Origin of the sequence: Halomonas sp. KO116 (assembly GCF_000734975.2) — a bacterium.
GTDB classification, from domain to species: domain Bacteria; phylum Pseudomonadota; class Gammaproteobacteria; order Pseudomonadales; family Halomonadaceae; genus Vreelandella; species Vreelandella glaciei.
Genome location: NZ_CP011052.1, coordinates 1,984,598 through 2,006,023, shown reverse-complemented (window position 1 = coordinate 2,006,023; position 21,426 = coordinate 1,984,598). Strand labels below are relative to the sequence as shown.

Here is a 21,426-nt window from a genome sequence, read left to right as displayed (position 1 = left end):
TGCCTAGCCCTGGTGCCGGTGCAAACCTATCCAGGGCTAGGCAGCTTCATAAAATAAGGCGGAAATGCGTTGCCTTCCTTAAGGTAAATCTGTTTCTTTCGGAAGATGAAGTCGCTTCCTTCAATTCCTACCGAAAGCAAAAAGGGATTTTACCAGATTATTCAACAATATTTTTAGGCGCGGAAAATCTCAATTGTTCACCGGTCAGCACCCCGTAGGGCGCTGACCTGCTTATTACTGGGCATCGCGGTTTAAATTTCGCTCAGCCGGGATGTCGCTCAGATACTCGACAAACTCCACTTCAAACCCAGCGGGGTCGACAAAATAGACATTTTTGCGAAACGGCTCCGTCGCGCCGGGTTTGGCGATGGCATAACCCGCGTTATTTAACCTAGCCACAACGGCATCAAGGTTATCAGTCACATAGGCAAAATGGGCCAGTCCTACGCTGTGGCCTTTCAGATCGCGGTTCTCCCCTTCGCCATGATCGCTTAACGCCAGGTAATGCTCATCGTCACCAAAGTGAATCCATTTGCGAGGTTTGCCATACCACTCGCCATAGCCTTCATCGCGCACCCGCCAATGTGGGAATACGGCGCGGTAAAAGTCCAACATGGCATCCATATCATCAACGACCAGATTCACGTGTTCCAAGTACATAAGAGTCTCCTTGCGTTAAGTGAAATGGAAGGATAAAACCTCAACTTCACTTGAGGTAAAGCAGTTTTTGCGAAAAAATAGCAAAAAAGATTAAGGCATGGGATAGGTAATGGCAGAAACAATCTGGAGTGTCGGTAAGGTCGCTAAGCGTTGCGGTATTAAGGTCAGTACCCTGCACTTTTACGAGCAACAAGGTTTGATCCAAAGCTGGCGCAATGCGGGCAACCAGCGCCGCTATAAACCGGAAGTACTAAGACGGATTTCGGTGATTAAAGCCGCACAGAAAGTTGGCGTTAGCTTGGAAGAGATCAAACAAGCTTTTAAATCACTGCCCAATAACCGCACGCCGACGGTGGAAGACTGGCAACAGCTTTCAAAAAATTGGCAGCAAATGCTTGATGGCCGTATAGCTTACCTGCAAAAGCTGCGTGATAACCTGGCAGGCTGTATCGGCTGCGGATGTCTGAGCATGACCAGTTGCCCACTTTATAACCCGGATGACAAGCTGGCTGAGCTCGGTAGCGGGCCAGTGCTTTTGGATCAGGCTGAGCAGCGGGCTGGGTTGGATTGATAGACCAGTTAACGTACACAAACCGCCTGATGGTAGTTGATGTTAGAATTGTGACGCCAAAGGATTGGCTTCTAGCGCCTCAATCAGCCTCCGCTTCAGAGGTCGGCTGCTTTTACCTTATACTGCCTCATCTTTTATTTTCGACACACCTTACGACAATCTGTCAGGGCGCCTTATGCCATTTGCAAAACTAGGATTATCTCCTCCTCTTGTACAAGCGATTACCGAACTAGGTTACCAAACGCCAACGCCCATCCAGGAACAAGCGATTCCTGCCATTCTTTCGGGTAAGGACTTAATCGCCACCGCACAAACAGGCACAGGCAAAACCGCCGCCTTTGTTCTGCCTCTATTAGAACGATTCAGCAACGCGGGGACGTTACGGGGAAAACGCATACGTGCGCTGATTCTCGTGCCCACCCGTGAGTTAGCGGTTCAGGTCGAAGCCAACGTGGCTCAATACGCTAAACACACGCACTTAACCTCCATGGCGATGTATGGCGGTGTGGATACGGAAGCTCAAAAAGCGCGCCTAATCGAAGGCGTCGATATTCTGGTCGCCACGCCGGGCAGATTGCTCGATTTGGCCCATCAGCGTGCGCTGCACTTTGATGAACTTAAAGTCATGGTATTGGACGAAGCGGACAGAATGGTCGACATGGGTTTTGCCGACGATATCCATAAAATCATTGAACGCTTACCTGAAAACCGTCAGAACCTGCTGTTTTCGGCCACCATCACAGACGACGTACGGGCGCTGGCCTACGATTTCTCCGATAGCAAGATGACCGATCTGGCGGCTGAAATATCCATTTCTCCCAACGTCCGCGCCGCCGCTAATGTCAAACAATGGCTAATTACAGTCGACAAAGACACTAAGTCCGCCTTGTTGAGCCACTTAATTAACGAACAACAGTGGGATCAGGCGCTTATTTTTACCGAGAAAAAACACAATGCGGCCAAGCTTGTTGCTCAGCTGGAAAAACGCGGCATCACAGCGGACTCCATTCATGGCGATAGAAGCCAAGCCATGCGCGAAAAGATTTTGGCCCAGTTCAAATCTGGCGAGCTAAAGTACTTGGTCGCCACGGGAGTTGCCGCGCGAGGTTTGGATATTGATGAATTGAGCCGGGTGGTGAATTACGATTTACCTTTTAAGCCAGAAGAGTACATCCACCGCATTGGCCGAACCGGCCGCGCGGGCACCTCAGGTGAAGCCATCTCGTTGGTAGACATGAGTGACTTTAAAAACCTTTGTGCCATTGAAAGACGTTTAAAAAGTATTATTGAGCGCAAAGAGATTGCTGGCTTTCCGGTTCGCAAAGCAGTACCTGAATCAAACTTGAACTACAGTAAAAAAAATAATCGTTAAAAATTACCCAAGAAGCTCACCTTTTAAAAAGATGAGCTTCTTTTATTACCGATATTTTACAAATCTGGTAAAAACGCATCTAATAGCTCGGCATTAGTGGGATATTTATCCAATAACGCAAGCAACTTCTGCGCGCCTTCTACTGGCTTAAGCGTTGTCAAACCTCTACGCAACGTTCTTACTTTTTCAATATCTTTTGCATCAATCAAAAGCTCTTCTCGACGAGTACTGCTTTTGGCAATATCAATCGCAGGGAAAATTCGTTGATTGGCCACATCCCGGGATAACACCAGTTCCATATTGCCCGTGCCCTTGAACTCCTCGAAAATCACCTGATCCATACGGCTTCCCGTATCCACCAGCACGGTGGCCAGAATGGTGAGCGATCCGCCGTTTTCGATCTTTCTCGCGGCGCCAAACAGTTTTCGGGGTATTTCCATCGCTCGGGAATCCAGCCCACCCGACATCGTACGGCCATTGCCTCGCTGCTCGGCATTATGGACGCGCGAGAGTCTAGTCAAAGAATCGATCACAATCATCACATTATGACCCTCGCCTGCCTGCTTACGAGCCGTCTCAAGAAGCTTATCGGCCATACGCACATGGTGTGTGTAGCTTTCGTCTGAAGACGATGCATGGACTTCTGCCGAAACACTGCGCTTAAAATCGGTCACTTCTTCCGGGCGCTCATCAATCAGTAAGGCATAAAGCTTTATGTCAGGATGCGCGTCTGCCACGGCCTGACAAATATGTTTTAACATCGTCGTTTTGCCAGAGCCCGGCGGCGCAACAATCAACCCTCGTTGACCCATCCCAATGGGCGTAATCAAATCCATCGCTCGCACCGTACGCTCTTGAGAGCCAGGCTCTAAATAAATGCGAGGGGAAGGATGAATGGCAACGCCATTTAAGAACCGTTTTTCGGGATCATCAGGGAATTGATCTTCAGCTTCTTCGGCGGGCTTGGTATCTATCTCTTTTTTCGTCTTCAGACTTAGTGTTTTTCTCGTCATAATATCAATGTATCGCCTTGAATAACCTGAATTTATAGAGTAATAAATTTATAAAATAGCTGGATCATAGACAACTGGCCGGTCGCATCGTTACGGTACTGGGCATAGAAAACGGATAAGTCTAGGTTGTGCTCGTCGATCAGATAATATACCGCATGCTCCAAGGTGCCGGGGTGGAGCTGATATTGGTAACTAACTTAGCCGTCTACGGAGTTTTTCTACAACTTCAACGCTTGCAGAATACGCGCCCATGGAATGGAGCCAAAAGCGCAATGTAATGTGCGTCGATTTACCTATACTTGTTAGAAACCATTTATGCCTGCCGGTAATCATCTAAATAAAGAGGATCAATATACTTTTTATTGCTAATATAATCCTCAAAAGTCGATATAAACTGCTCTACAACAAGTTGAATTTCCTGGGCTTTTATTCTCAAGACTTCTACTCTATGCCTTTCTCCAACTGAGACGGGTGTTTCTCTCCCGTGCGCAACAGCATTCCTTTTTTCTACAAGCTCATCAATAGTCAACCTTACTCTCGGTTCAACAGATATCGGAGTGGCGCCAAAACTCCGAATTGCTTCTTGAATAGTCTTGTACCAAATATTTTGGAGATTCTCTGAGAAGACAGTGTCATTTAACTCATAGCTTTCTTCTGACTCCAAACTTTCAAAAACATCTGCTGATTTTGAAAAATAGCTTTTTCCCCTGCACTGCTTAAAGGCCTGCATTTTAGAATTAAGCGAGATAACGTTAAATATGTTTTTATAGTGTTTGTTTTTTACGCCTTCTTGTTTTACAAGCAAAATGGTTTGCTCAATTGTTTCGTTAATCGCTTTTTCAAGCGCAGAATACAAATGAACATAGAATAATCCACGCAATATCTTAACCTCAATTGAAGCCGCACCACTCTCTTCATTTGACTCAATAAAAGCTAAATATACGAAAACCTCGCTAAACCTCTCTCTTGTATTCGAGCGAGCTATACTAAACGGCATTTAGCAACCGCCCCTTAACCAAGGCTATCCGATTTCCAAGCATTTTTTTACTATTAGTTGCACCAGTTGTGTACCTCTTTAACTCTTCGTTATTTAAAAGCTCCGGCAAGTTCTTCAAGTCATATTGCCCGCCGCTATTAATCGCTTTTGCACAGCCTACAGAGATAGCTTCGTATAAAACTATAGGCGTAATGTTTTTTCTTGCACCTCTGACAACACCTTCAGGCAAATTTTCATTTAAAGCTTCAAAAGTACTTTCGAACAATTCTTTAAGCTGTTTTTTATCTTTGAAACTATTTGTCTTCTTCTCCATATAGCCATTCAGAAACTCTTTTACACTATGAACAAATGATTCCGAATCATAGTAGTATGCAAAAAACCTTAAAACAAGCTCTTCATAACTTCCAGAACGCTCTGCATTTTCAGTCATTTTCACTACCGATCGAAAATCATCATTTTCAGCCAAATCTTTTATAAAGTCATTAAACTCACCAATGTATACACAATTCCTTATTTCTTGCTCATGGAGAATAACGCCCCCGGTATTAAGTCGCTCAAACAAATCATACCTGACATTAAAGTCGCTTCTATCGTTCAGAACAGTTATCCGTAACGGTCTGGTTTGAAGCATAAACTGCATTGACTTAGGCAGATCTTCATATTTCAAGCCATTCATGGAGTCTAATTTTTCAAGCCCTGACAGCGTGAGCTTTTTATGATTGATATTTAAGCGGCTCAGCTGCTCGGATTCACCGATGAAATTCAATATCGTTGTAAGCCTTTGTAATCCATCAATAACTTCCCAAGATGCATCGCGATTGGTTGCCATAAACAGGCTAGGTATAGGTATGCCAAGGAATAGAGATTCAATCAATGCAGACTGTCTCTTACTGTCCCACACAAAATGACGTTGATATGCTGGAGCAATATCTACCATTTCCTCCAAAACCATATCGTATAATTGCTTTAACGTAATGTCGTAGCTATCGAAAGCAACAGACCTTCTGTTCTTCTCTAGCTGTTCCTGCACTTTAACTATATCCAATTTAGTTCCTTATCATTTGAAAATATAAATACACATACACGGTTCTTTTAGTGACTTCTAACGCCTGAGCGCACCAGCGGCCATTTCATGGTCGTCCGGATGTCGTAATTTTTTAGATTTTATTCGACTCTTTATATTGATGCCGAAGGTGTTTTGAAACGCTATCAATCTCTGGGAACAAACTGGCCTCAGTAATTCCTAACGAAGCGAGTTGCCCCAAAATTTTGTCTTTTTCATCGTGCTTGACCAATATTCTGCGCGACTCGGTTGTTACGGCGTAACGACTAGGGATTCGGGAGGGGCTAGTTTTGTTTCGGCTTACCCCAAAGAGGAAGAAAGCTCCATCCTGCTTGATTATCCGCGAGTTATCCATCATTGGCTTGACACATACGGTTGATTCTAAGTGCTCTGAAACAATTACCGGTTGAAAATAAGGCTTTTCTTTCTTTATCTCGTGAAGCAAATAGCCAATTTCCGATTGCTTATTGAATTCTTCTTTCGATAAGCCCTGTGCTGGTACTTCAAAGGTAGTAGGACGCCGACTAATATTAGCAATAACCGATACGGTGTCACTATCGTAATATTTGACTTCTCGCTTTGGAACTTGAAATACGACAACTTCACCCGCCTCGTTCGGTATTTCTCCTTTTGAACAAGCGAAATACAACGCTGCCAACGGATTCATCGTGATATCTAGGAGCCTCGTAGGGAGCGAATAGTGCTGCATCTTCACTAGTGTTTGGAACGTTGATGCATGCTGATCAAAATCAGAGGGGCAGCGCAGTATCAATTCTTTATGTAGAACATCCTCGTTTTTTATCCAACCTTCGTTCCGATATATGGTTGGTAGCAGTTTATAACTGAAATTCGAGTGGCCTCGAAAAAAATTGAAAAAATCACGCTCAGAACCGAGCTTCTCGATAGCATCCATAAATGTCCGGACACTACCAACGCGAATGGCACCTTCAGGTTCTTGGTGCGGTTTTTGAGCTTGCTTATAGGTAATCGCCATGAACCCTCATAAGAATCTAACAATGACTAGACTGCGCATTCTGATATTGAATGGACGCGCTGCGCTATCAAACATTTTTATCGCGCGCCGAAATAGCCTTAATCAACTGATTCGCAAGAAAATAATAATATTTATGCAGTATATCCAAAATTCACGCATGCGCTCATTTTGAGGGTTTAATGACACTCTATTCATAAATTTGGCTTAGGTCACGCGCCCTTGCCGAAAAGTTGTGCTGTAGCAACCTTTGGGCAGCTGCGCTGCCTTCGCGCCGGGTCGCCGCTGCGGGTGCCTTTTGGCTCGTTACTCGCCAAGCGTTACGCCGCGCTTAGAGTTTTCAATCACTTGATTTAATTTTATTTTTAGTGCATAGCAAGCGAAGCGCATCCACGATTGTGGCCTGGCAGTCTATCGGGCTCGACTGTTTGTGTGGCTGGATCTTCGCGAGCTAAAGCTCCCTCCCACAACACCGGTGAAGAACACTAGTGCAGTGGCGGGGCTGTGGCTTAGGCTTTGAGAACGTAAAAGAGGATTTCAATCAACTGGTCGGTAGTGGTACACCTTTTATTTCCACTCAAGCTTAAGGTCTTTATGTGACTGGGCACAGTCGCGCAGATAAAGATTGATCAAGCTCTGATAGGGAAGGTCTTTCTCTTCCGCCAGATTCTTGAAATACGCGATGGTATCTTCATCCAGCCGAATCGTAACCTGCTTTTTAAGCTTCTTAGCGTATGGGTCTTTAACTGACTCTGAAAAATCGTAATGGTCACGCATGCCTATACCCTTCGTAAGTTTTTCGCTCTCGTTTATCCGCCTTACGCGCTGAGATAATTCGGATTATTTAGCCACCATAGGGGTCATCGTGCTGTATCAAGTCCCTTTGGCTCGTTCCTCGCCAAACCTTACGCCGCGCTATTGGTATTGTGGAAGGGTTATTTTAGAAATGTTTATCTAAGATGCACTCTTTTACAACATTAGAGTTAAAAGGGCGTGTTTAGTATTGGTGGTTATGCAGGTTTCGGGGCTGTATCAGGGCAGCTGGCGCTGCCTTCGCGGGTGCCTTATGGCTCGTTCCTCGCCAAGTGTTACGCCGCGCTACGGTGGATTAAGCTCGGTGGTTTTATCATCGCGAGCTGAAGCTCCCTCCCACAGACACAGACATAGCCATAGCCACAACACTAGCCAGAGGTTAATGGAGCTTCAGTTACTTTCCCCTCACACCTTACCTTTGACCTCACCCTTAAAGCTCTACCCCCTTTTGGGCTTTAATGCCTTGGTCTTTGAAAGCATGTTTGACTACTTTCATTTCAGTGACAGTGTCGGCTAGGTCGATAAGTTGTTGTGGGGCGTAGCGGCCGGTGACGACGGCGTGCTGCATTGCTGGGCGGGCTTGCAGGTCGTCGAGTACTTGATCGAGGTCTAGATACTCGTAGCGCAGGGCGATGTTGAGCTCGTCGAGCAGTATCAAGTGGTAGCTTTCATCTTGCAGCATGCGCTTAGCTTCTGCCCAGGCGGCGTTGGCGGCGGCGACATCGCGTTCGCGGTCTTGGGTGTCCCAGGTGTAGCCCTGCCCCATGACGTGGTAATCCACGTTGGGCAGGTTACGAAAGAACGCTTCTTCGCCAGTACTAAACGCGCCTTTAATGAACTGCACCACGCCGACTTTCATACCGTGGCCTAAGGCACGGGCGAGCATGCCAAAACCAGAGCTGCTTTTGCCCTTACCGGGGCCGGTGAGCACTAGCAGCACGCCCTGCTCTTTATCGGCGCGGGCGATGCGCTCGTTCATGATTTTCTGCTTGGCCGCCATGCGCTGGGCATGGCGTTCGGGGGTTTTGGCATTCTCGCGCATGGGGCGTCCTCTTTATTAAGCTCTCTATTTAAGGTCAGGCTTTTAGTACGTAGCGCAACGTCTCAACCACCTGATCGGTGGTGGTGCACCAGGCTTGGGCTTGCGCGTCGACTTCTTTAAGCGGGTGAACGATGTCTTCGCTGTGTAGCGTGATGTAGGGCTTGGCCAAGGCAGCGCAGTAGCCAGCATCAAAAGCGGCGTTCCACTGCTTGTACTGCTCGCCAAAACGAACGACAACGAGGTCGGCCTGCTCGATCATGGTGCGGGTGCGAATGGCGTTGACCTTGGATGACTGGTGATCACGCCAGAAGCCATTCTCCGGTTTACCCAGGTGGTCACCGGCGGCATCAGAGGCTGCGTGGTCCGTTACCGGGGCGGTAAACACGATATCCAGACCCGCTGCGTCAGCGCCGCGCTGAATTTCTTCGCGCCAGTCGGTGTGAATCTCGCCGGAAAGGTAAACGTAAAAGCTCATGGTGTTCTCCTGCTTAATTGAGTTCAGGTGTTAAAGCCACACAGCATAGCGCAGATCAATTTTATGGAAAAATCTTCCATAGATTCTCTTAGCCGTTATTAATACTAATCGGCTGCCCGGTAAAAATATCCGCGACCAGCTTGGGCGCAGAGGGGAAGTAGCCGTGGAAGTAGCTCGCCACCAGCCCGCCTTCGCGATAGATCGGCTCGGCTTCGCTACCGGCCAGTTTGCGGGTGCGTGCTAGCGGCGTCATTGCGGTTTCAAGTAACGAGTGGTGATAGGTATGGCCGCGTAGCTCGCCTGCCCCGGCGTGTAGGCTTTGCAATCCTAGCGCGGTGAGTTTACCGGCCATTTTCGCGGTGCCGTTAAGAAGCCCGAGCATGGCGTGGCATTCACCTTCGCCATCCACCAACTGCTCAACGCAGGCCATCAGGCCGCCGCACTCTGCAAGTATCGGTTTGCCCGCGCGGTGATGGGCGCGAATCGCTTCTAACATGTTGTGGTTGGCGCTCAGCCGCGCCGCGTTAAGCTCGGGATAACCGCCCGGCAACCAGAGCGCATCGCATTCGGGTAACTGGCGATCATTAAGCGGTGAAAAGAAGCTGACTTCTGCGCCCATGGCGCGCAGCACGTCTACATTGGCGCGGTAGATAAACGCAAAGGCGTCGTCTCGGGCAATCGCAATACGCAAGCCAGTAAGGTAATCCGGTACCGGCGTTGGCGACCCCGCGCTAAGCGTGACCAACTTGGGCAACCGGCCTAAGCCCGCCTCTTTCAACACCTCGGCGGCGGCATCAAGCTGCGCATCCAGGCCGCTTAGCTCGCTGGCCTGCACCAAGCCCAAATGACGATCAGGAATTTTCATGGCCTCATTGCGGGGAATGGCCCCCAGCAGCGCAATGCCTTCCGGCATGCTGTCGGCGAGAAGTTTGCCGTGGCCGGGGCTGCCGACGCGGTTGGCGATTACTTCGTGAATGGCAAGATCGGGATGGTAGTTGGCCAGGCCCTGCGCCACTGCGCCAAAGGTTTGCGCCATGCCCCAGGCATCAATCACCGGCAGCGCGGGAATGCCTGCCAAGATTGCCAAATCAGCGCTGGAAGGCGAGCCATCAAATAACCCCATGGAGCCTTCGACCAGAATCACATCTGCTTCCTGGGCGGCTTCGGCTAAGCGCCAGCGGCACTCCTCTTCGCCGGTCATCCAGGGGTGAAGCTGATACACCGGCTGACCGGAGGCCACTTCCTGAATCATGGGGTCAAGGTAATCGGGGCCGTGCTTGAACACACGCACGCTAAGCCCGGCATTGCGATGAAGCCGTGCCAGCGCCGCGGTGACCATCGATTTCCCCTGGCCGGAGCCGGGTGCGCTGATTAACGCCGCGTGTGCTTTGCCCTGAAACATAACGATCCTTTTAACTGTTAGTGGTTAGCCATTTTCATGCGATCAGGGCTGAGTGTCGGCGGGTCGAACCTTTCTTTGCTAAGGTGAAGGTCTTCGTTTGATTCTATGTTCCGCTTCGTTTCACCAACCGGGGTTACCGCATGCGTCTTCTGTTTACTGGCGGCAGTGGCAAAGCTGGCCGCCATGCCACTGCTTATCTTCGCGATCAAGGTCATCGAGTCACCAATCTGGATTGGGTGACGTCTGACGTGCCCGGCATCACTACTCTGAAAACCGACCTGACCGATGCTGGCCAGGTATTCAATGCATGCCAGGCCTACGCCGGGTTCGATGAGCTTGAGCCAGGCACCGGCGTGCCGCGTTACGATGCCATTGTTCATTTCGCCTCCATACCAGCCATTCTGCACCGGCCGGATAATGAGACCTACCGCATCAATACGCTAAGCACTTACAACGTGTTGGATGCCGCCACCAAACTGAGCATTCCCAAGGTGATCTTCGCTTCCAGCGAGACCACCTACGGCGTCTGTTTCGCCGATGGCGAGAAGAAACCGGACTACCTCCCCGTTGATGAAGAGCATCCCACCGTGCCTCAAGATAGCTACGCCATGAGCAAGGTGGTCAACGAAGTGACCGCGCGCTCCTTCCAGGCGCGTTCAGGCATCGACATCTACGGCCTGCGCATCAACAACGTTATCGAGCCCCACGAGTACCGTCAGAATTTTCCAGCCTACCTGGATGACCCCGCCCAGCGCCGCCGCAACATTTTCGCTTACATCGACGCCCGCGACCTGGGCCAGATGGTCGATTGCTGCCTGAAAACGGATGGCCTGGGCTATCAAGTGTTCAACGTTGCTAATGACGATCTGTCGGTTGGCCTAACCAACGCCCAAGTGATTGAGCGCTTCTACACCGGCGTGCCCATCAAGCGCGAAATGGGCGAATTCGAGACCTTCTACAGCATCGAAAAAGCCCGCCGCCTGGTCGGCTTCGCACCCCGCCACGCCTGGCGAGATGAGCTGGAGCAGTAAGCACTACTCTTTTATCGGCACAAACACCGGCGCGCCATCCACCTCTACCACCGCTAGCTTTTGGCGGTAGAGGCTTTCTAACGCACTGGGCACCAGCATGCTATCCCGCGGGCCCCAGCACGCCTCGCCGTTGGGATACAGCAGCAGCACATGGTCGCACCAGCGGGCAGCAAGGTTTAGGTCATGCAAACACATGATGACCGCCTGCCCCTGGGCGGCCTGATCTGCCATTAGCGCCATCACGGCACTCTGATGATGTAGATCCAAATGGTTAGTCGGTTCATCCGCCAGCCACACATTGGGTGCCTGGGTGAGAACGGTGGCAATCGCCACCCGCTGGCGCTCGCCGCCGGAAAGCGTGCTCACCAAGCGGTCACCCAGGTGTGCTACATCCATACGTTCCAAGGCGGCTTCCGCGCGGGCGTAGTCATCGGCGCCCTCCATCTGCCAAGGCGAAAGATAGGGGTGACGACCAATCAGCGCGGTTTCCAGCACGGTCGCGGGAAAGCCATCCTGGCGGTCTTGAAACACCAACCCCAATCGCTGAGCGACGTGGCGGCGGCGCAGTTGACCAAGCGCTAAATCGTTAAGCTCTACGCTGCCTGAACGCGGCGCCTGAAGCCCAGCCAGGGTGTGTAATAGCGTCGTTTTACCCGCGCCGTTAGGCCCTAACACGCCCCACACTTGCCCTGGCTCGATGGTTATATTTAGCGACGTACCGCCTTCGCGGCCGGGCACATCGATGATGAGATCGCGGGTAGCCAGTACGCTCATCAGCGGCTCCGGTAGAGCAGAAACAGGAAGGTGGGTACGCCCAATAACGCAGTGATCACCCCAACGGGGAGCTGTTCCGGGGCGATCATGGTACGCGCCAAGGTATCGGCTAACACCAACAGCGTGCCGCCCGCCAGTGCGCAGGCGGGCAGTATCAGCCGTTGATCGTTACCTAACAGCAGACGCAGCATATGCGGCACCACTAAACCCACAAACCCAATGCTGCCAGCCGTGGTGACTGCAGCGGCGGTCAGTAAGCTAGCGGTAACATAGATGCACCACTCAAGCGGCCGAACCGCCACACCCAGCGCGGCGGCTTGCTGCGGGCCTCGGGCCAACACATTCAGGCTACGTCCAAGCGGAATCAACACCACGCAGGTGGCTAGTAACAGCAGTAGCGGCGGCCAGGGGGTGCGCGCATAGGAGAGATCGCCCATCAGCCAGTAGAGCATGCCCGGCAGGCGCTCTGCGGGGCTTAACGCCAGCATTAGCGTAATCACTGCGCCCCACCCCGCGGCAACGACGACGCCGGTGAGCAGCAGCCGCGAAGGCGTCCAGCCGCCGCTGCCGTGGGCCAAGCCGAAGACTAAAAACGTCGAAAATAGTGCACCGCCAAACGCCGAGCTTGAAATCGCCAGCCCGCCGAGCCCACCGAGCATGGCCGCCAGTGCACCTATGGAGGCACCGCCTGAAAGGCCCAGCACGTAAGGGTCCGCAAGAGGGTTACGCAGAAGCACCTGCATTAGCGCACCGGCTACCGCCAACAAACCGCCCACGGCAAACGCCGAGAGCGCCCTGGGCAAGCGCAGCTCCATCACCATAGTGCGCGCCAAAGCATCGCCTTCGCCCTGCAACAAGTCCCAAATTTGCGCAGGAGAAATCTTAGCGCTGCCGACGCCAAGCGCTAAGAGTAGCGCTGCCAACGCCGCTAGTAATAGCAGGCTAAGCGGGAGACCCAGGCGCGCTAGCATTAGCTGCGCTCACGTTTTTGGCGGGCGATGTCGAGCTTTTCACAGAGGAGTTGTGTGCCTTCCATCAGGCGCGGCGTGGGCCGCTGAATGAGCGAGGGCGGCACAAAGAAGAGATTATCTTCCGCAACCGCCTTCAAGTTGGCGTACTGCTCCCAGTGGGTCAGCCAGTGGCGGTTCTCTTCGCCCATACCCCCGGCCACAATCGCTTCAGGATTGGCTGCCAGTACCGCTTCATCGTCGATTCGCGGCACAAGGCGCGTTTGCTCGCCAAACACATTTTGACCGCCGCAAATATCGACCACTTGGCCAATCAGGTGCTGGTCGTTAACGCTCATTAATGGCTCATCCCACACTTGGTAGAACGTGGCGACCGGCTCGCGGTCTCGATAGCGCTCTTCCAAGGCCTTCATGGTCGTACGGAAATTATCGGCCACCGCCTGCCCGGCCACTTCCGTTCCCGCCAGCCGCGCCAGGCGTTCGATGGCGCTGGCCACGCCATCCATATCGCGAGGCTCAATATAGAACACCGGCATGCCCAAGGCTTCGAGGGTTTCAAGCTGTTCAGCGGGGTTGCCGGTTACCCAGCCAATCACTAAATCCGGCGCCAAGCCCACCAGCTTTTCTAAATCAATTCGGGTGTGGCTACCCACCGAGGCTACTTGTTTAGCTTCCGGCGGATAGTCGCTATACGAGACAACGGCGACTACCTGATCCCCCGCGCCAGCCGCATAGGTCAGCTCGGTCGCGCCGGGGGAAAGAGTAGCAATGCGCTGAGCGGCATTGTAAAGACAGACCTCACGGTCACGATCATCCACTGCGCAACGCGAGTGGTCGTGTGCCGGGGCAACCGTAGGCATCAATAGCAGCGCGAGGCCCAGCGCCCCGCGCGTTAAGCCATTTTTTCTATTGGCCAAAGTGAACACTCAAGAACCCTGCTCGGCCGGCGTTAATGTAATCACTCGTCGTTTCATACTCTTTATCAAAGGCATTTTCTACCGTAACACGCGCCGTCCAGAGAGGCGCAAACTGCCAGCCCGCCCGCAGGTTAATCAGCCCATAGCCATTCAAGCGCTGGGTATTGGCGGCATCGTCGTAGCGGTGATTCTGCGCCACTAAGGAACCACCCAGCGACCAATCACCAAGCTCGCGGTCGGCATCCAAACGTACACTTTGGGTGGCGCGGCGGGCTAACCGGTTGCCGGTATCCTTGTCCTCTGGGTCCAGGTAGGTCAACGCAGCTTGCAGAGTCCAGTCGCTGACTTCGACACCACTGGAAAGCTCAGCACCGCGAATACGCGCATGATTGACGTTTTGCGGCGCCCATAATCCGCTGGACGTCGGTGCCCAAGCAATCAAATCATCGTAGTCATTTTGGAAGGCGGCCAAATCCCAAAACCACTGGTTGTATTGGCCGCGAACGCCCACTTCAACGGTTTCAGACGTTTCAGGATTGAGATCAGGATTGCCCGAATTCGGCCAATAAAGGTCGTTAAAACTTGGCGCTTTAAAGGCGGTGCCTACGCTAGCACGCAGCGTATGATAATTATCCAGGTCGTAACCCAACGCCAAACTGCCGGTGACTTCATCGCCATAAGCTTCGTTGTCGTCGTAACGCAGGCTTGCTTGAATGGCGAACGGCGAAAAGTCGAGTAGCCCTTGCGTAAACACAGCGGTGTTATCGCGACGGGTGACATCAAAATCGTTGGTGCTTGAAACGCGATCTTCGCTGATTTCAGCGCCAGCGATCAATTCGTGAGCGCCAAACTGAAAATTGTTCTGCCAGCGGGCGGTTTGGGTGCGGGTATCAATCACCGAACCACCGAAATTATCGATGGTGTCCAGCTCATCACGGGCTTCACTAAGCGTTAGACGACTTTGCCAGGTATCGGTTATCGGCAGTTCGCCGTAAATACCTGCCACCTGCTGGACGAAGTCATTCTCTCCGCCATCATATTCGTTGTTACCACGAGCGCGCAGCGCCAGCACACCAACCTCAGCACCGCTTTCAAAGGTATGCGCAACGCGGGCCAGCGCAGACGTGTTGTCGTAGCCTTTGTCTTCCCCCCCCCGTCGAATGGGCTGGCCGTCGGTATTGAAATGACTACCGGCAAAGCTGTAGCGCGTTCCTCCCTCGCGGCCAGAAACGCCTGCGCTTAACCGCTGGGTATTAAATGAGCCACCGCCGACTGAAATTCTGGGTTGCGGACCCTCTTCATCACCATCAGGCGTAAAGAGCTGAATAACACCGCCGACCGCATCTGCACCGTAAAGGCTACCGCGTGGCCCGCGCACGATTTCCGCGCGGTCAAACATACGTGGATCTAAATACTGAAACGCGGCACCGCCCGCCGTGGCAGAGCGCAGGCGAATGCCATCAATCATTAGTACGGAGGCATCGCTGGGCGCACCACGCAGATAAACGCTGCTGCTTTTGCCAAAGCTGCCGTTGCTAGTGACATCTACGCCTGGCTGGCCGCGCAGAAGATCCGTCAGACTGGTAGGGTCTTGGCGGCGAAAAGTGGCTTCATCCAATACGCTAACGGAAGAGAGACTCTCATTAGCGGTACGAGGGGCTAACGCAGCAGTCACAACGACGGGATCTAGCGCGGCTAATTCGGTCGTCGCTTCGGCATATTGGGCCTGGGCAGAAAAGGAGATGGCTAGCGGTAACGCAGCCATACAAAACGCCGCCCGTTTGGCGGTGGTGTGAAAACGGTGGTTCATGTGAGATCCCTTGCTCGCCGTGCTCACCCGCACAACGCAGTTTTTTTGACCGAGCACAGGGCAAAACAAGGGAGTAACGATAGCGTTGCGCCACCGTTCACTGCCCTAAGAACGCCCTCCGCGTCTCGGCATGGTGTGGTTCAGTTAGAACCATTACTCTCGGGCCGGTCTCCGGGCTGACGAGCGAAAGGCGTCTCTAGCAAGAGCAGAGCCACTCTTTTCCGAACGACCACCTTCCCGTGCAAAAGCACAGTGGCGTATTAGCCGTTCTTATCTCGATCACCGTTGCGGGGGCAGCGTTGGAATCACGCGAGGCGTTCACCAACTTCCCGTTTCACTAGCGGCTGTTTAACCGCTAGCACCTGAGAGTGGGCGTAAACTAGCAACTTGACCAAGGGAGGTCAATTGAATTGGAGCGGGGTATCCCGCACAGGAAAGCGACCAGTGGCTACTTAACCGCCATCACCAACCCATGGCGCACATACCACACCTGCTCAGCTTGGGCGGTGGCGTCTTGGGTGAACCAGCCATTGAGATCACGCAGGCGCCGCTGCCCTGGTTCCATGGGCACTATCCCACGGCCTACTTCGCTGGCGATCATGATTAACGCCGCGTTTAGCTCGTCGGCGCGCTGGCATAGTGCTGCCATATCGCGCTGCCACTGCTGGCGCAGGGCATCGTTATCATCACGTTCAAGGGCTACGCCAAGCCACTCAAGTACGCCGGTGATAATCAGCGGCGTATTGGCTACTAGCGCTTGCTGGCTATCGCTGAAAGGCTGCGCAGCATCAAGCCGCCACCACTGCGCTGCGGGAAAGCGAGCAATTACGGCGTCGCGTTTGCCAGCGCAGGCACCGCCGATGAAGAGCTGCATTGCCATTCCCCTTTGCCATGTTCGTCTTTTTGAAAAATAAGCTGCCAGCGTCTTCCTTGCGCTTGAAGCACGGTACCGTCCCAGAAGTGGATCGTCTCAAAACGGCGACGCAGCTCACGGATCACGCCTCCGTGGGTGACGGCCAGTATCTTTTTGTGACCATCGGCACGCGCATTGGTCGCCAAATCATAAAGCCAGGCATCCAGGCGCTCGCGCAGTTGAGCCGCCGATTCGCCACCGGGAATTTGTAGCTCGCCCACGCTATCAATCCAGGCACGGTAGTGAGGTAAGTCTTTTAGTTCGTTGTAAACCTTGCCTTCGTACTCGCCAAAATCGAGTTCCCGCAGGCGTGGTTCAAGAGTGAGTGGCACGCCAGCCTTAGTAACTTCTGCCCACGCCAGGGTTTGCTGGCAGCGGTTAAGGTCGCTTGAGTAGATGGCATCAAACCGCTCATCCACCAACGCGTCGCGCAGTGCTAGAAGCCCAGCTTCAGCCTCGGGAAACAGCAACGGAATATCGCGCTGTCCTTGATAACGACGTTCTAAATTCCAAGCGGTGATACCGTGGCGAACTGCCACCAGCTCCACAGTAAGATCAGTAGCCAAAGCTCTCCCCCTTCGATGGTGGCGCCTAGCATATCGCCGTTAATTCCGTTAAACAGTCGCAGCATTAGCCAGCGGATTAGTAACACAAAAACAGTGACCATTAGCACCATCAACACTATCGCGGGCGCTAGTAGGGCGATCAACGCCAGCGGCACCAGCGCAAGCGCTACGTCTTGGCCGCTAAGCGACTGCTGCCAGCTCCAGGCCAAGCCCTTCTGTTGTGTGCAGGGAGTCAGCACCAGTAACGCCACACCTGCCCAGCGCCCTAGCGCGGGGAAGACTAATAGCCACCACCAGGGTGCATGATAAGCCAGCAATGCCCACAACAGCACGCCCTTCCAGGCAAGCAGAAACACCAGCGCCAACATACCAAAGCTGCCGATTTGCGGGTCTTTCATGATTTCCCAGCGGCGCGCCAGGGGCTGATTGCTGCCTAGCGCATCGGCGATATCCATTACGCCGTCTAAATGCAGCCCGCCCGAAATCGCCACCCAAATGCTTAGCAATGTCAGCGCGGTGATCGGCGCGGGAACGTTGTGCATCCCCAACGCTACCACTGCTAGCACGGTGCCAATCAACAGCCCCACTAACGGATAGGCGCGTACTGCCCAGCGTCGGGTATCAGGTATCCAGGGTACGGTTATTGGAATAGGGACGCGGGTAAGGAACTGCAGCGCAAGCAGAAGACCGAACAGGGCATTTCTCAAATCGACAGCTCCTCCATTAACAAAATGCCTTTGCGGACTTCCAATCAATGACGCACCCCGCCACCACTTCTATTACCGAGTCCGCCTCTGCTGCCAGCCGACAGTGAAGGTGTTGAAGAAACGCCAGATAACGCCAGGTTTCAGCATCCGAGGGAGGCAGCGCTTCGTTGATATCATTGGAGACAATCACGAGATAAAGGCTTTGCGCTCGGGCATCCACAAGTGCGCTTGCCAGCAGTGCCAAGCCCTCCTCTTCGCTTAGCTCACTGGCATACAGCACTTGGCTGGCCCAAAGCGTTAAGCAATCCAGCAGCACGGCGCTACCATTGGGCACTTTGGCGATTGCTTGATCAATGGCAAGTGGCTCTTCCAGTGTTTTCCACTGAGCGCCCTGCCATTCCTCTTGTCTGGATTGGCGATGACGGGCCACGCGCGCGGCCATTTCGGCGTCGTATACGTCTGCGGTGGCTAAGTAGTAACAGGGCGAACGGCCCGCTGCATTGACAACCTGCTGCTCGGCGACATCGCTTTTACCTGAACGCGCACCACCGCTAACGAAGACAATCATTCAGCACCTTTATCAAGCGTCGATTGGCGGGCTCGTCGCGTAGCGCCACTCGCAGCCATTCACCATTAAGCCTGGCAAAGTTATGCGTATGGCGCACCAGTACGCCTCGGCGCAACAGGCGCTCAAGCAGTATGTCACTAGTGATGCCGCTTGCACGCTGTTCGGCCCCAGGGCGGAGCAGGAAAAAGCACGCTTGGCTGGGCAACACTTCCAGCCCCAATTGAGCAAGCGCTTGTGCCATGCGTGGGTGCTCACTGGCCCACCACCGCTGAGTGCGTCGGGTAAACGCATCATCCGCCAGTAGTGGCGCTACCAGTTCCGCCGCTAAGTGATTGACACTCCACGGCGGTTGGTGGGCCTGTGCCGCTTGAACCGTGGCCGCATCCGCCAGCAGGTAGCCCAACCGGAGACCCGGCAGGGTATAAAATTTGGTCATGGAGTGCAGCAAGATCAGATGCGGGTAGCGTGCCAATAACGTTGTCAGTGATGCCTCATCTTGGATGTTACCCACCATATCGATAAAGGCTTCATCGACCACCACCCGACAATTAAGAGCAGCGGTGTGCTCCAGCAAGACCACCATGGTCGAGAAGTCTATTAGCGTCGCGGTAGGATTATTGGGGCGGCATAGAAACAGCACATCGGTGTCGCTTAATGCTGCCAGCAGTGCATCAATATCCAGACTGAAATCCTGTGGGGACAGCGGAATCTCGTTGATTGAAAGCCGATGGGCGCGAGAGGCGCGGGCATATTCGCCAAAGCTCGGGGTAATAATCGCCGCCCGTTGGCCGGCATGCAGTGCAGCGGCTAGAAAAATTGCTTCAGCGCCGCCATTCGTCAGTAACACCTGTTCGGGCTGAAGCTGGTGATGGGTGGCGATGGCCTGACGCGCAGCTGAATAATCGGGCGCTGGATAGTGTCCAAGGCCCGATAGCTGTCGCGTTAGCCAATCGCGCACCCATGCGGGCGGCCCCAGCGGGTTGAGGTTGGCGCTAAAATCTTCCAGGCGATGATCGGCAGGCAGCTCAAAATGGGCAAGCAGTGCCTCGGCTTGGCCGCCATGGCTGGGCCATACGGGTGTGCTCATAAACGCCCCTGAAGAGTCAATATTAGCCCAGCGATCACGCCCACTGACAGCAAAAGAAATAGCACCCAAGCGCCGTGCATCAATCGAATTGTGGCACTGATATGCATAACCTCAAGTACTTCAAGCGGCTCGCCCAGAGTGGCACGATGGGAAGCCACGCTCTGATAGAAATTGGTGCCGCCCAGTTGCACCCCTAGCAACCGGGCGACCATGGCCTCCGGCCAACCGGCGTTAGGGCTCGGGTGACGCGGCGCATCCTGGCAGGTACCGCGCAGTACGCCTCGCCAGCGCAGTTTCAATACGCCTGACGCACTGAGTAACAAGCCTGCGAGCCATAAACACAGCGCCGTTAAGCGTGCCGGAATCCAGTTGGCTACATCGTCCAGCTTCGCGGAAGCAAAACCAAAGTCAGTGAAGCGCTCGTTTTTGTAGCCTACCATCGAATCCAGGGTATTCACCGCCTTATACGCCAGCGCTAGTGGCGCCCCGCCGATAAGCGCAAAAAACAGCGGCGCGGTAATGCCGTCAACGGTATTCTCCGCCACGGTTTCCACCGTGCCCCGTGCAATCTCCGCTTCATCTAAGTTTTGCGTATCCCGGCCGACAATCATCCCTAGCGCCTGGCGTGCGGAAGGCAAATCACCTTTGGTCAGCGGCGCAACCACGGAACGGGCTGCATCGCCCAGTCCTTTAATAGCAAGCGTGGTGGAGAGCAGCCAAAGCTCAACGATCAGTGCCAAACCGGGATGCAACTGCGTTAGCACCAAGAGCAGCAGCCAGCTAACTCCCCATACGCCGCCAACGACAATAATGGTTAGCAGGAAGCCACTGACTCTGCGCTGTTGGGCCGTACCGCGATTCCAAAGCCGCTCAAAACTGCTGATAAACCGCCCGATGAGCACCACTGGATGCGGTATTGAGCGCGGATCGCCAACCACTAAATCAATCGCTATCGCAAGCATCACCATGACGATACTTGATAGCGCGAAAGGTATGTTCATAGGGGCATCTCGTTAGCACTGGCTAGCGAGTTCAGCGTTGCCTGATACACCGCCCTTCCAATTGCTCGACCCAGAACCGTTCCTGAACCTGCATAGGGAGACAATTCTCCGCGCTGGGTAGCTGCCATACAGACACAATCCGTCGACGTGCCGGTAGCCGCTGTACCGCTATGTGTATCGATAACGCCAGCCATATAGAGCGCCTGAACCTTGGCCTCCGTAATCGACAAGCACGCATTCACCAGCGCACCGTCGGTCAGGTGGGCATCGACAAATACAAAAACGTTGATAGTGCCTGCTACTAAGCGGGGATCCTGTGAGTGAAGTGCGGTGATATCCACCGCATTGCCCGCTCCCGCTGTCACCAGCGCCATAACGCCATGGTCTAGCTGCGCTAATGGCATGCTGACAATGGAGGCGTTGCTTAAACGCACTGCGGTCATCATCGCGACCGATGAAGCGGGCATACCCATGCCACCCAGCCAGGCGCTAAGATCTGCCTTGGGAGCGCGCCCATCGTAACGGTAATCAACATGAAAATTGGCGAAGTGCTGCTTGCTGCCAAAACCATCGCCTATCAGGGCGCTGCTCAGCGTGCGCAAGGGTAACTGAGAGGTTATCGCCAAGCACTGCTCGCTTTGCGAGAGCGTTAATGGCTGACTAAAGGGAAGTCTCTCCAGCATGC

General features: G+C 53.2%; 23 protein-coding genes and 1 riboswitch. Of the genes, 3 read left to right on the top strand and 20 right to left on the bottom strand.

The window, feature by feature from the left end:
- Positions 1-234: 234 nt before the first annotated feature.
- Positions 235-660 (bottom strand): VOC family protein, encoded by a 426-nt coding sequence (locus KO116_RS09260; protein WP_035557132.1) that lies wholly within the window; start codon positions 658-660, stop codon positions 235-237.
- 109 nt (positions 661-769) lie between these two features.
- On the opposite strand from KO116_RS09260, the gene soxR reads away from it, so the two are divergent.
- Together soxR and KO116_RS09250 are read left to right on the top strand one after the other, a co-directional pair.
- Positions 770-1,231: a redox-sensitive transcriptional activator SoxR gene (gene soxR / locus KO116_RS09255; protein ID WP_035557130.1), complete on the top strand. Its 462-nt coding sequence runs from the start codon at positions 770-772 to the stop codon at positions 1,229-1,231.
- A gap of 175 nt (positions 1,232-1,406) precedes the next feature.
- Positions 1,407-2,603 (top strand): DEAD/DEAH box helicase, encoded by a 1,197-nt coding sequence (locus tag KO116_RS09250; RefSeq protein ID WP_035557128.1) that lies wholly within the window; start codon positions 1,407-1,409, stop codon positions 2,601-2,603.
- 56 nt (positions 2,604-2,659) lie between these two features.
- On the opposite strand, the gene rho is transcribed toward KO116_RS09250, so the two are convergent.
- From rho to KO116_RS09210, 8 genes are all read right to left on the bottom strand, one after another.
- Entirely contained in the window at positions 2,660-3,616 is a 957-nt protein-coding gene (gene rho, locus KO116_RS09245) for a transcription termination factor Rho (protein WP_052703754.1), read from the bottom strand.
- A 313-nt stretch (positions 3,617-3,929) separates the two neighbouring features.
- Entirely contained in the window at positions 3,930-4,613 is a 684-nt protein-coding gene (locus tag KO116_RS09240; protein ID WP_035557126.1) for an MAE_28990/MAE_18760 family HEPN-like nuclease, read from the bottom strand.
- Positions 4,603-5,658 (bottom strand): DUF262 domain-containing protein, encoded by a 1,056-nt coding sequence (locus tag KO116_RS09235; RefSeq protein WP_035557124.1) that lies wholly within the window; start codon positions 5,656-5,658, stop codon positions 4,603-4,605. Before KO116_RS09235 ends, KO116_RS09240 begins: the two co-directional genes overlap by 11 nt.
- A 112-nt stretch (positions 5,659-5,770) precedes the next feature.
- Entirely contained in the window at positions 5,771-6,670 is a 900-nt protein-coding gene (locus KO116_RS09230; RefSeq protein ID WP_045812109.1) for an FRG domain-containing protein, read from the bottom strand.
- A 564-nt stretch (positions 6,671-7,234) separates the two neighbouring features.
- The gene (locus KO116_RS09225; RefSeq protein ID WP_035557123.1) at positions 7,235-7,444 is read right to left on the bottom strand and encodes a BrnA antitoxin family protein; all 210 of its coding nucleotides are present in this window, start codon (positions 7,442-7,444) and stop codon (positions 7,235-7,237) included.
- Between the two features lie 466 nt (positions 7,445-7,910).
- On the bottom strand, positions 7,911-8,522 hold the full coding sequence (gene cobO, locus KO116_RS09220; RefSeq protein WP_035557122.1) for a cob(I)yrinic acid a,c-diamide adenosyltransferase: 612 nt from the start codon (positions 8,520-8,522) through the stop codon (positions 7,911-7,913).
- Between the two features lie 34 nt (positions 8,523-8,556).
- Positions 8,557-8,997 carry a YtoQ family protein gene (locus KO116_RS09215; protein ID WP_035557119.1) on the bottom strand — a complete coding sequence of 147 codons (441 nt, stop codon included), beginning with the start codon at positions 8,995-8,997 and terminating at the stop codon, positions 8,557-8,559.
- An 88-nt stretch (positions 8,998-9,085) separates the two neighbouring features.
- Positions 9,086-10,399 (bottom strand): cobyrinate a,c-diamide synthase, encoded by a 1,314-nt coding sequence (locus KO116_RS09210; RefSeq protein ID WP_035557116.1) that lies wholly within the window; start codon positions 10,397-10,399, stop codon positions 9,086-9,088.
- 140 nt (positions 10,400-10,539) lie between these two features.
- Between KO116_RS09210 and KO116_RS09205 the strand changes: the two genes are divergently transcribed.
- Positions 10,540-11,430, top strand: a complete 891-nt coding sequence (locus tag KO116_RS09205; RefSeq protein ID WP_035557113.1) for an NAD-dependent epimerase/dehydratase family protein — start codon at positions 10,540-10,542, stop codon at positions 11,428-11,430.
- A gap of 3 nt (positions 11,431-11,433) precedes the next feature.
- On the opposite strand, the gene KO116_RS09200 is transcribed toward KO116_RS09205, so the two are convergent.
- The 11 genes from KO116_RS09200 to KO116_RS09150 all read right to left on the bottom strand — a co-directional run bounded on the left by KO116_RS09200 (position 11,434) and on the right by KO116_RS09150 (position 21,424).
- A complete protein-coding gene (locus tag KO116_RS09200; protein ID WP_035557110.1) occupies positions 11,434-12,204 on the bottom strand; it encodes an ABC transporter ATP-binding protein in 771 nt (256 codons plus the stop codon).
- A complete protein-coding gene (locus tag KO116_RS09195; RefSeq protein WP_035557107.1) occupies positions 12,204-13,175 on the bottom strand; it encodes a FecCD family ABC transporter permease in 972 nt (323 codons plus the stop codon). The genes KO116_RS09200 and KO116_RS09195 overlap by 1 nt, the downstream gene beginning before the upstream one ends.
- Entirely contained in the window at positions 13,175-14,098 is a 924-nt protein-coding gene (locus tag KO116_RS09190; RefSeq protein ID WP_035557104.1) for a cobalamin-binding protein, read from the bottom strand. Before KO116_RS09190 ends, KO116_RS09195 begins: the two co-directional genes overlap by 1 nt.
- Positions 14,079-15,899 (bottom strand): TonB-dependent receptor domain-containing protein, encoded by a 1,821-nt coding sequence (locus KO116_RS09185; RefSeq protein WP_035557102.1) that lies wholly within the window; start codon positions 15,897-15,899, stop codon positions 14,079-14,081. The genes KO116_RS09190 and KO116_RS09185 overlap by 20 nt, the downstream gene beginning before the upstream one ends.
- A 145-nt stretch (positions 15,900-16,044) precedes the next feature.
- Positions 16,045-16,280, bottom strand: a riboswitch (cobalamin riboswitch).
- Between the two features lie 67 nt (positions 16,281-16,347).
- Complete coding sequence (locus tag KO116_RS09180) at positions 16,348-16,773, bottom strand: bifunctional adenosylcobinamide kinase/adenosylcobinamide-phosphate guanylyltransferase (protein WP_035557100.1); 426 nt, start codon at positions 16,771-16,773, stop codon at positions 16,348-16,350.
- Positions 16,725-17,378, bottom strand: coding sequence for a histidine phosphatase family protein (locus tag KO116_RS09175; protein WP_035557098.1), 654 nt, complete (start codon positions 17,376-17,378; stop codon positions 16,725-16,727). Before KO116_RS09175 ends, KO116_RS09180 begins: the two co-directional genes overlap by 49 nt.
- Positions 17,315-18,085, bottom strand: a complete 771-nt coding sequence (cobS, locus tag KO116_RS09170; RefSeq protein ID WP_035557096.1) for an adenosylcobinamide-GDP ribazoletransferase — start codon at positions 18,083-18,085, stop codon at positions 17,315-17,317. The genes KO116_RS09175 and cobS overlap by 64 nt, the downstream gene beginning before the upstream one ends.
- A gap of 16 nt (positions 18,086-18,101) precedes the next feature.
- Positions 18,102-18,653: a bifunctional adenosylcobinamide kinase/adenosylcobinamide-phosphate guanylyltransferase gene (locus tag KO116_RS09165; protein WP_035557094.1), complete on the bottom strand. Its 552-nt coding sequence runs from the start codon at positions 18,651-18,653 to the stop codon at positions 18,102-18,104.
- A complete protein-coding gene (cobD, locus tag KO116_RS09160; protein WP_035557092.1) occupies positions 18,637-19,740 on the bottom strand; it encodes a threonine-phosphate decarboxylase CobD in 1,104 nt (367 codons plus the stop codon). The genes KO116_RS09165 and cobD overlap by 17 nt, the downstream gene beginning before the upstream one ends.
- Positions 19,737-20,741, bottom strand: a complete 1,005-nt coding sequence (gene cbiB, locus KO116_RS09155) for an adenosylcobinamide-phosphate synthase CbiB (protein ID WP_035557090.1) — start codon at positions 20,739-20,741, stop codon at positions 19,737-19,739. The genes cobD and cbiB overlap by 4 nt, the downstream gene beginning before the upstream one ends.
- The gene (locus KO116_RS09150; protein WP_235272536.1) at positions 20,738-21,424 is read right to left on the bottom strand and encodes an adenosylcobinamide amidohydrolase; all 687 of its coding nucleotides are present in this window, start codon (positions 21,422-21,424) and stop codon (positions 20,738-20,740) included. Before KO116_RS09150 ends, cbiB begins: the two co-directional genes overlap by 4 nt.
- Between the last annotated feature and the right edge of the window lie 2 nt (positions 21,425-21,426).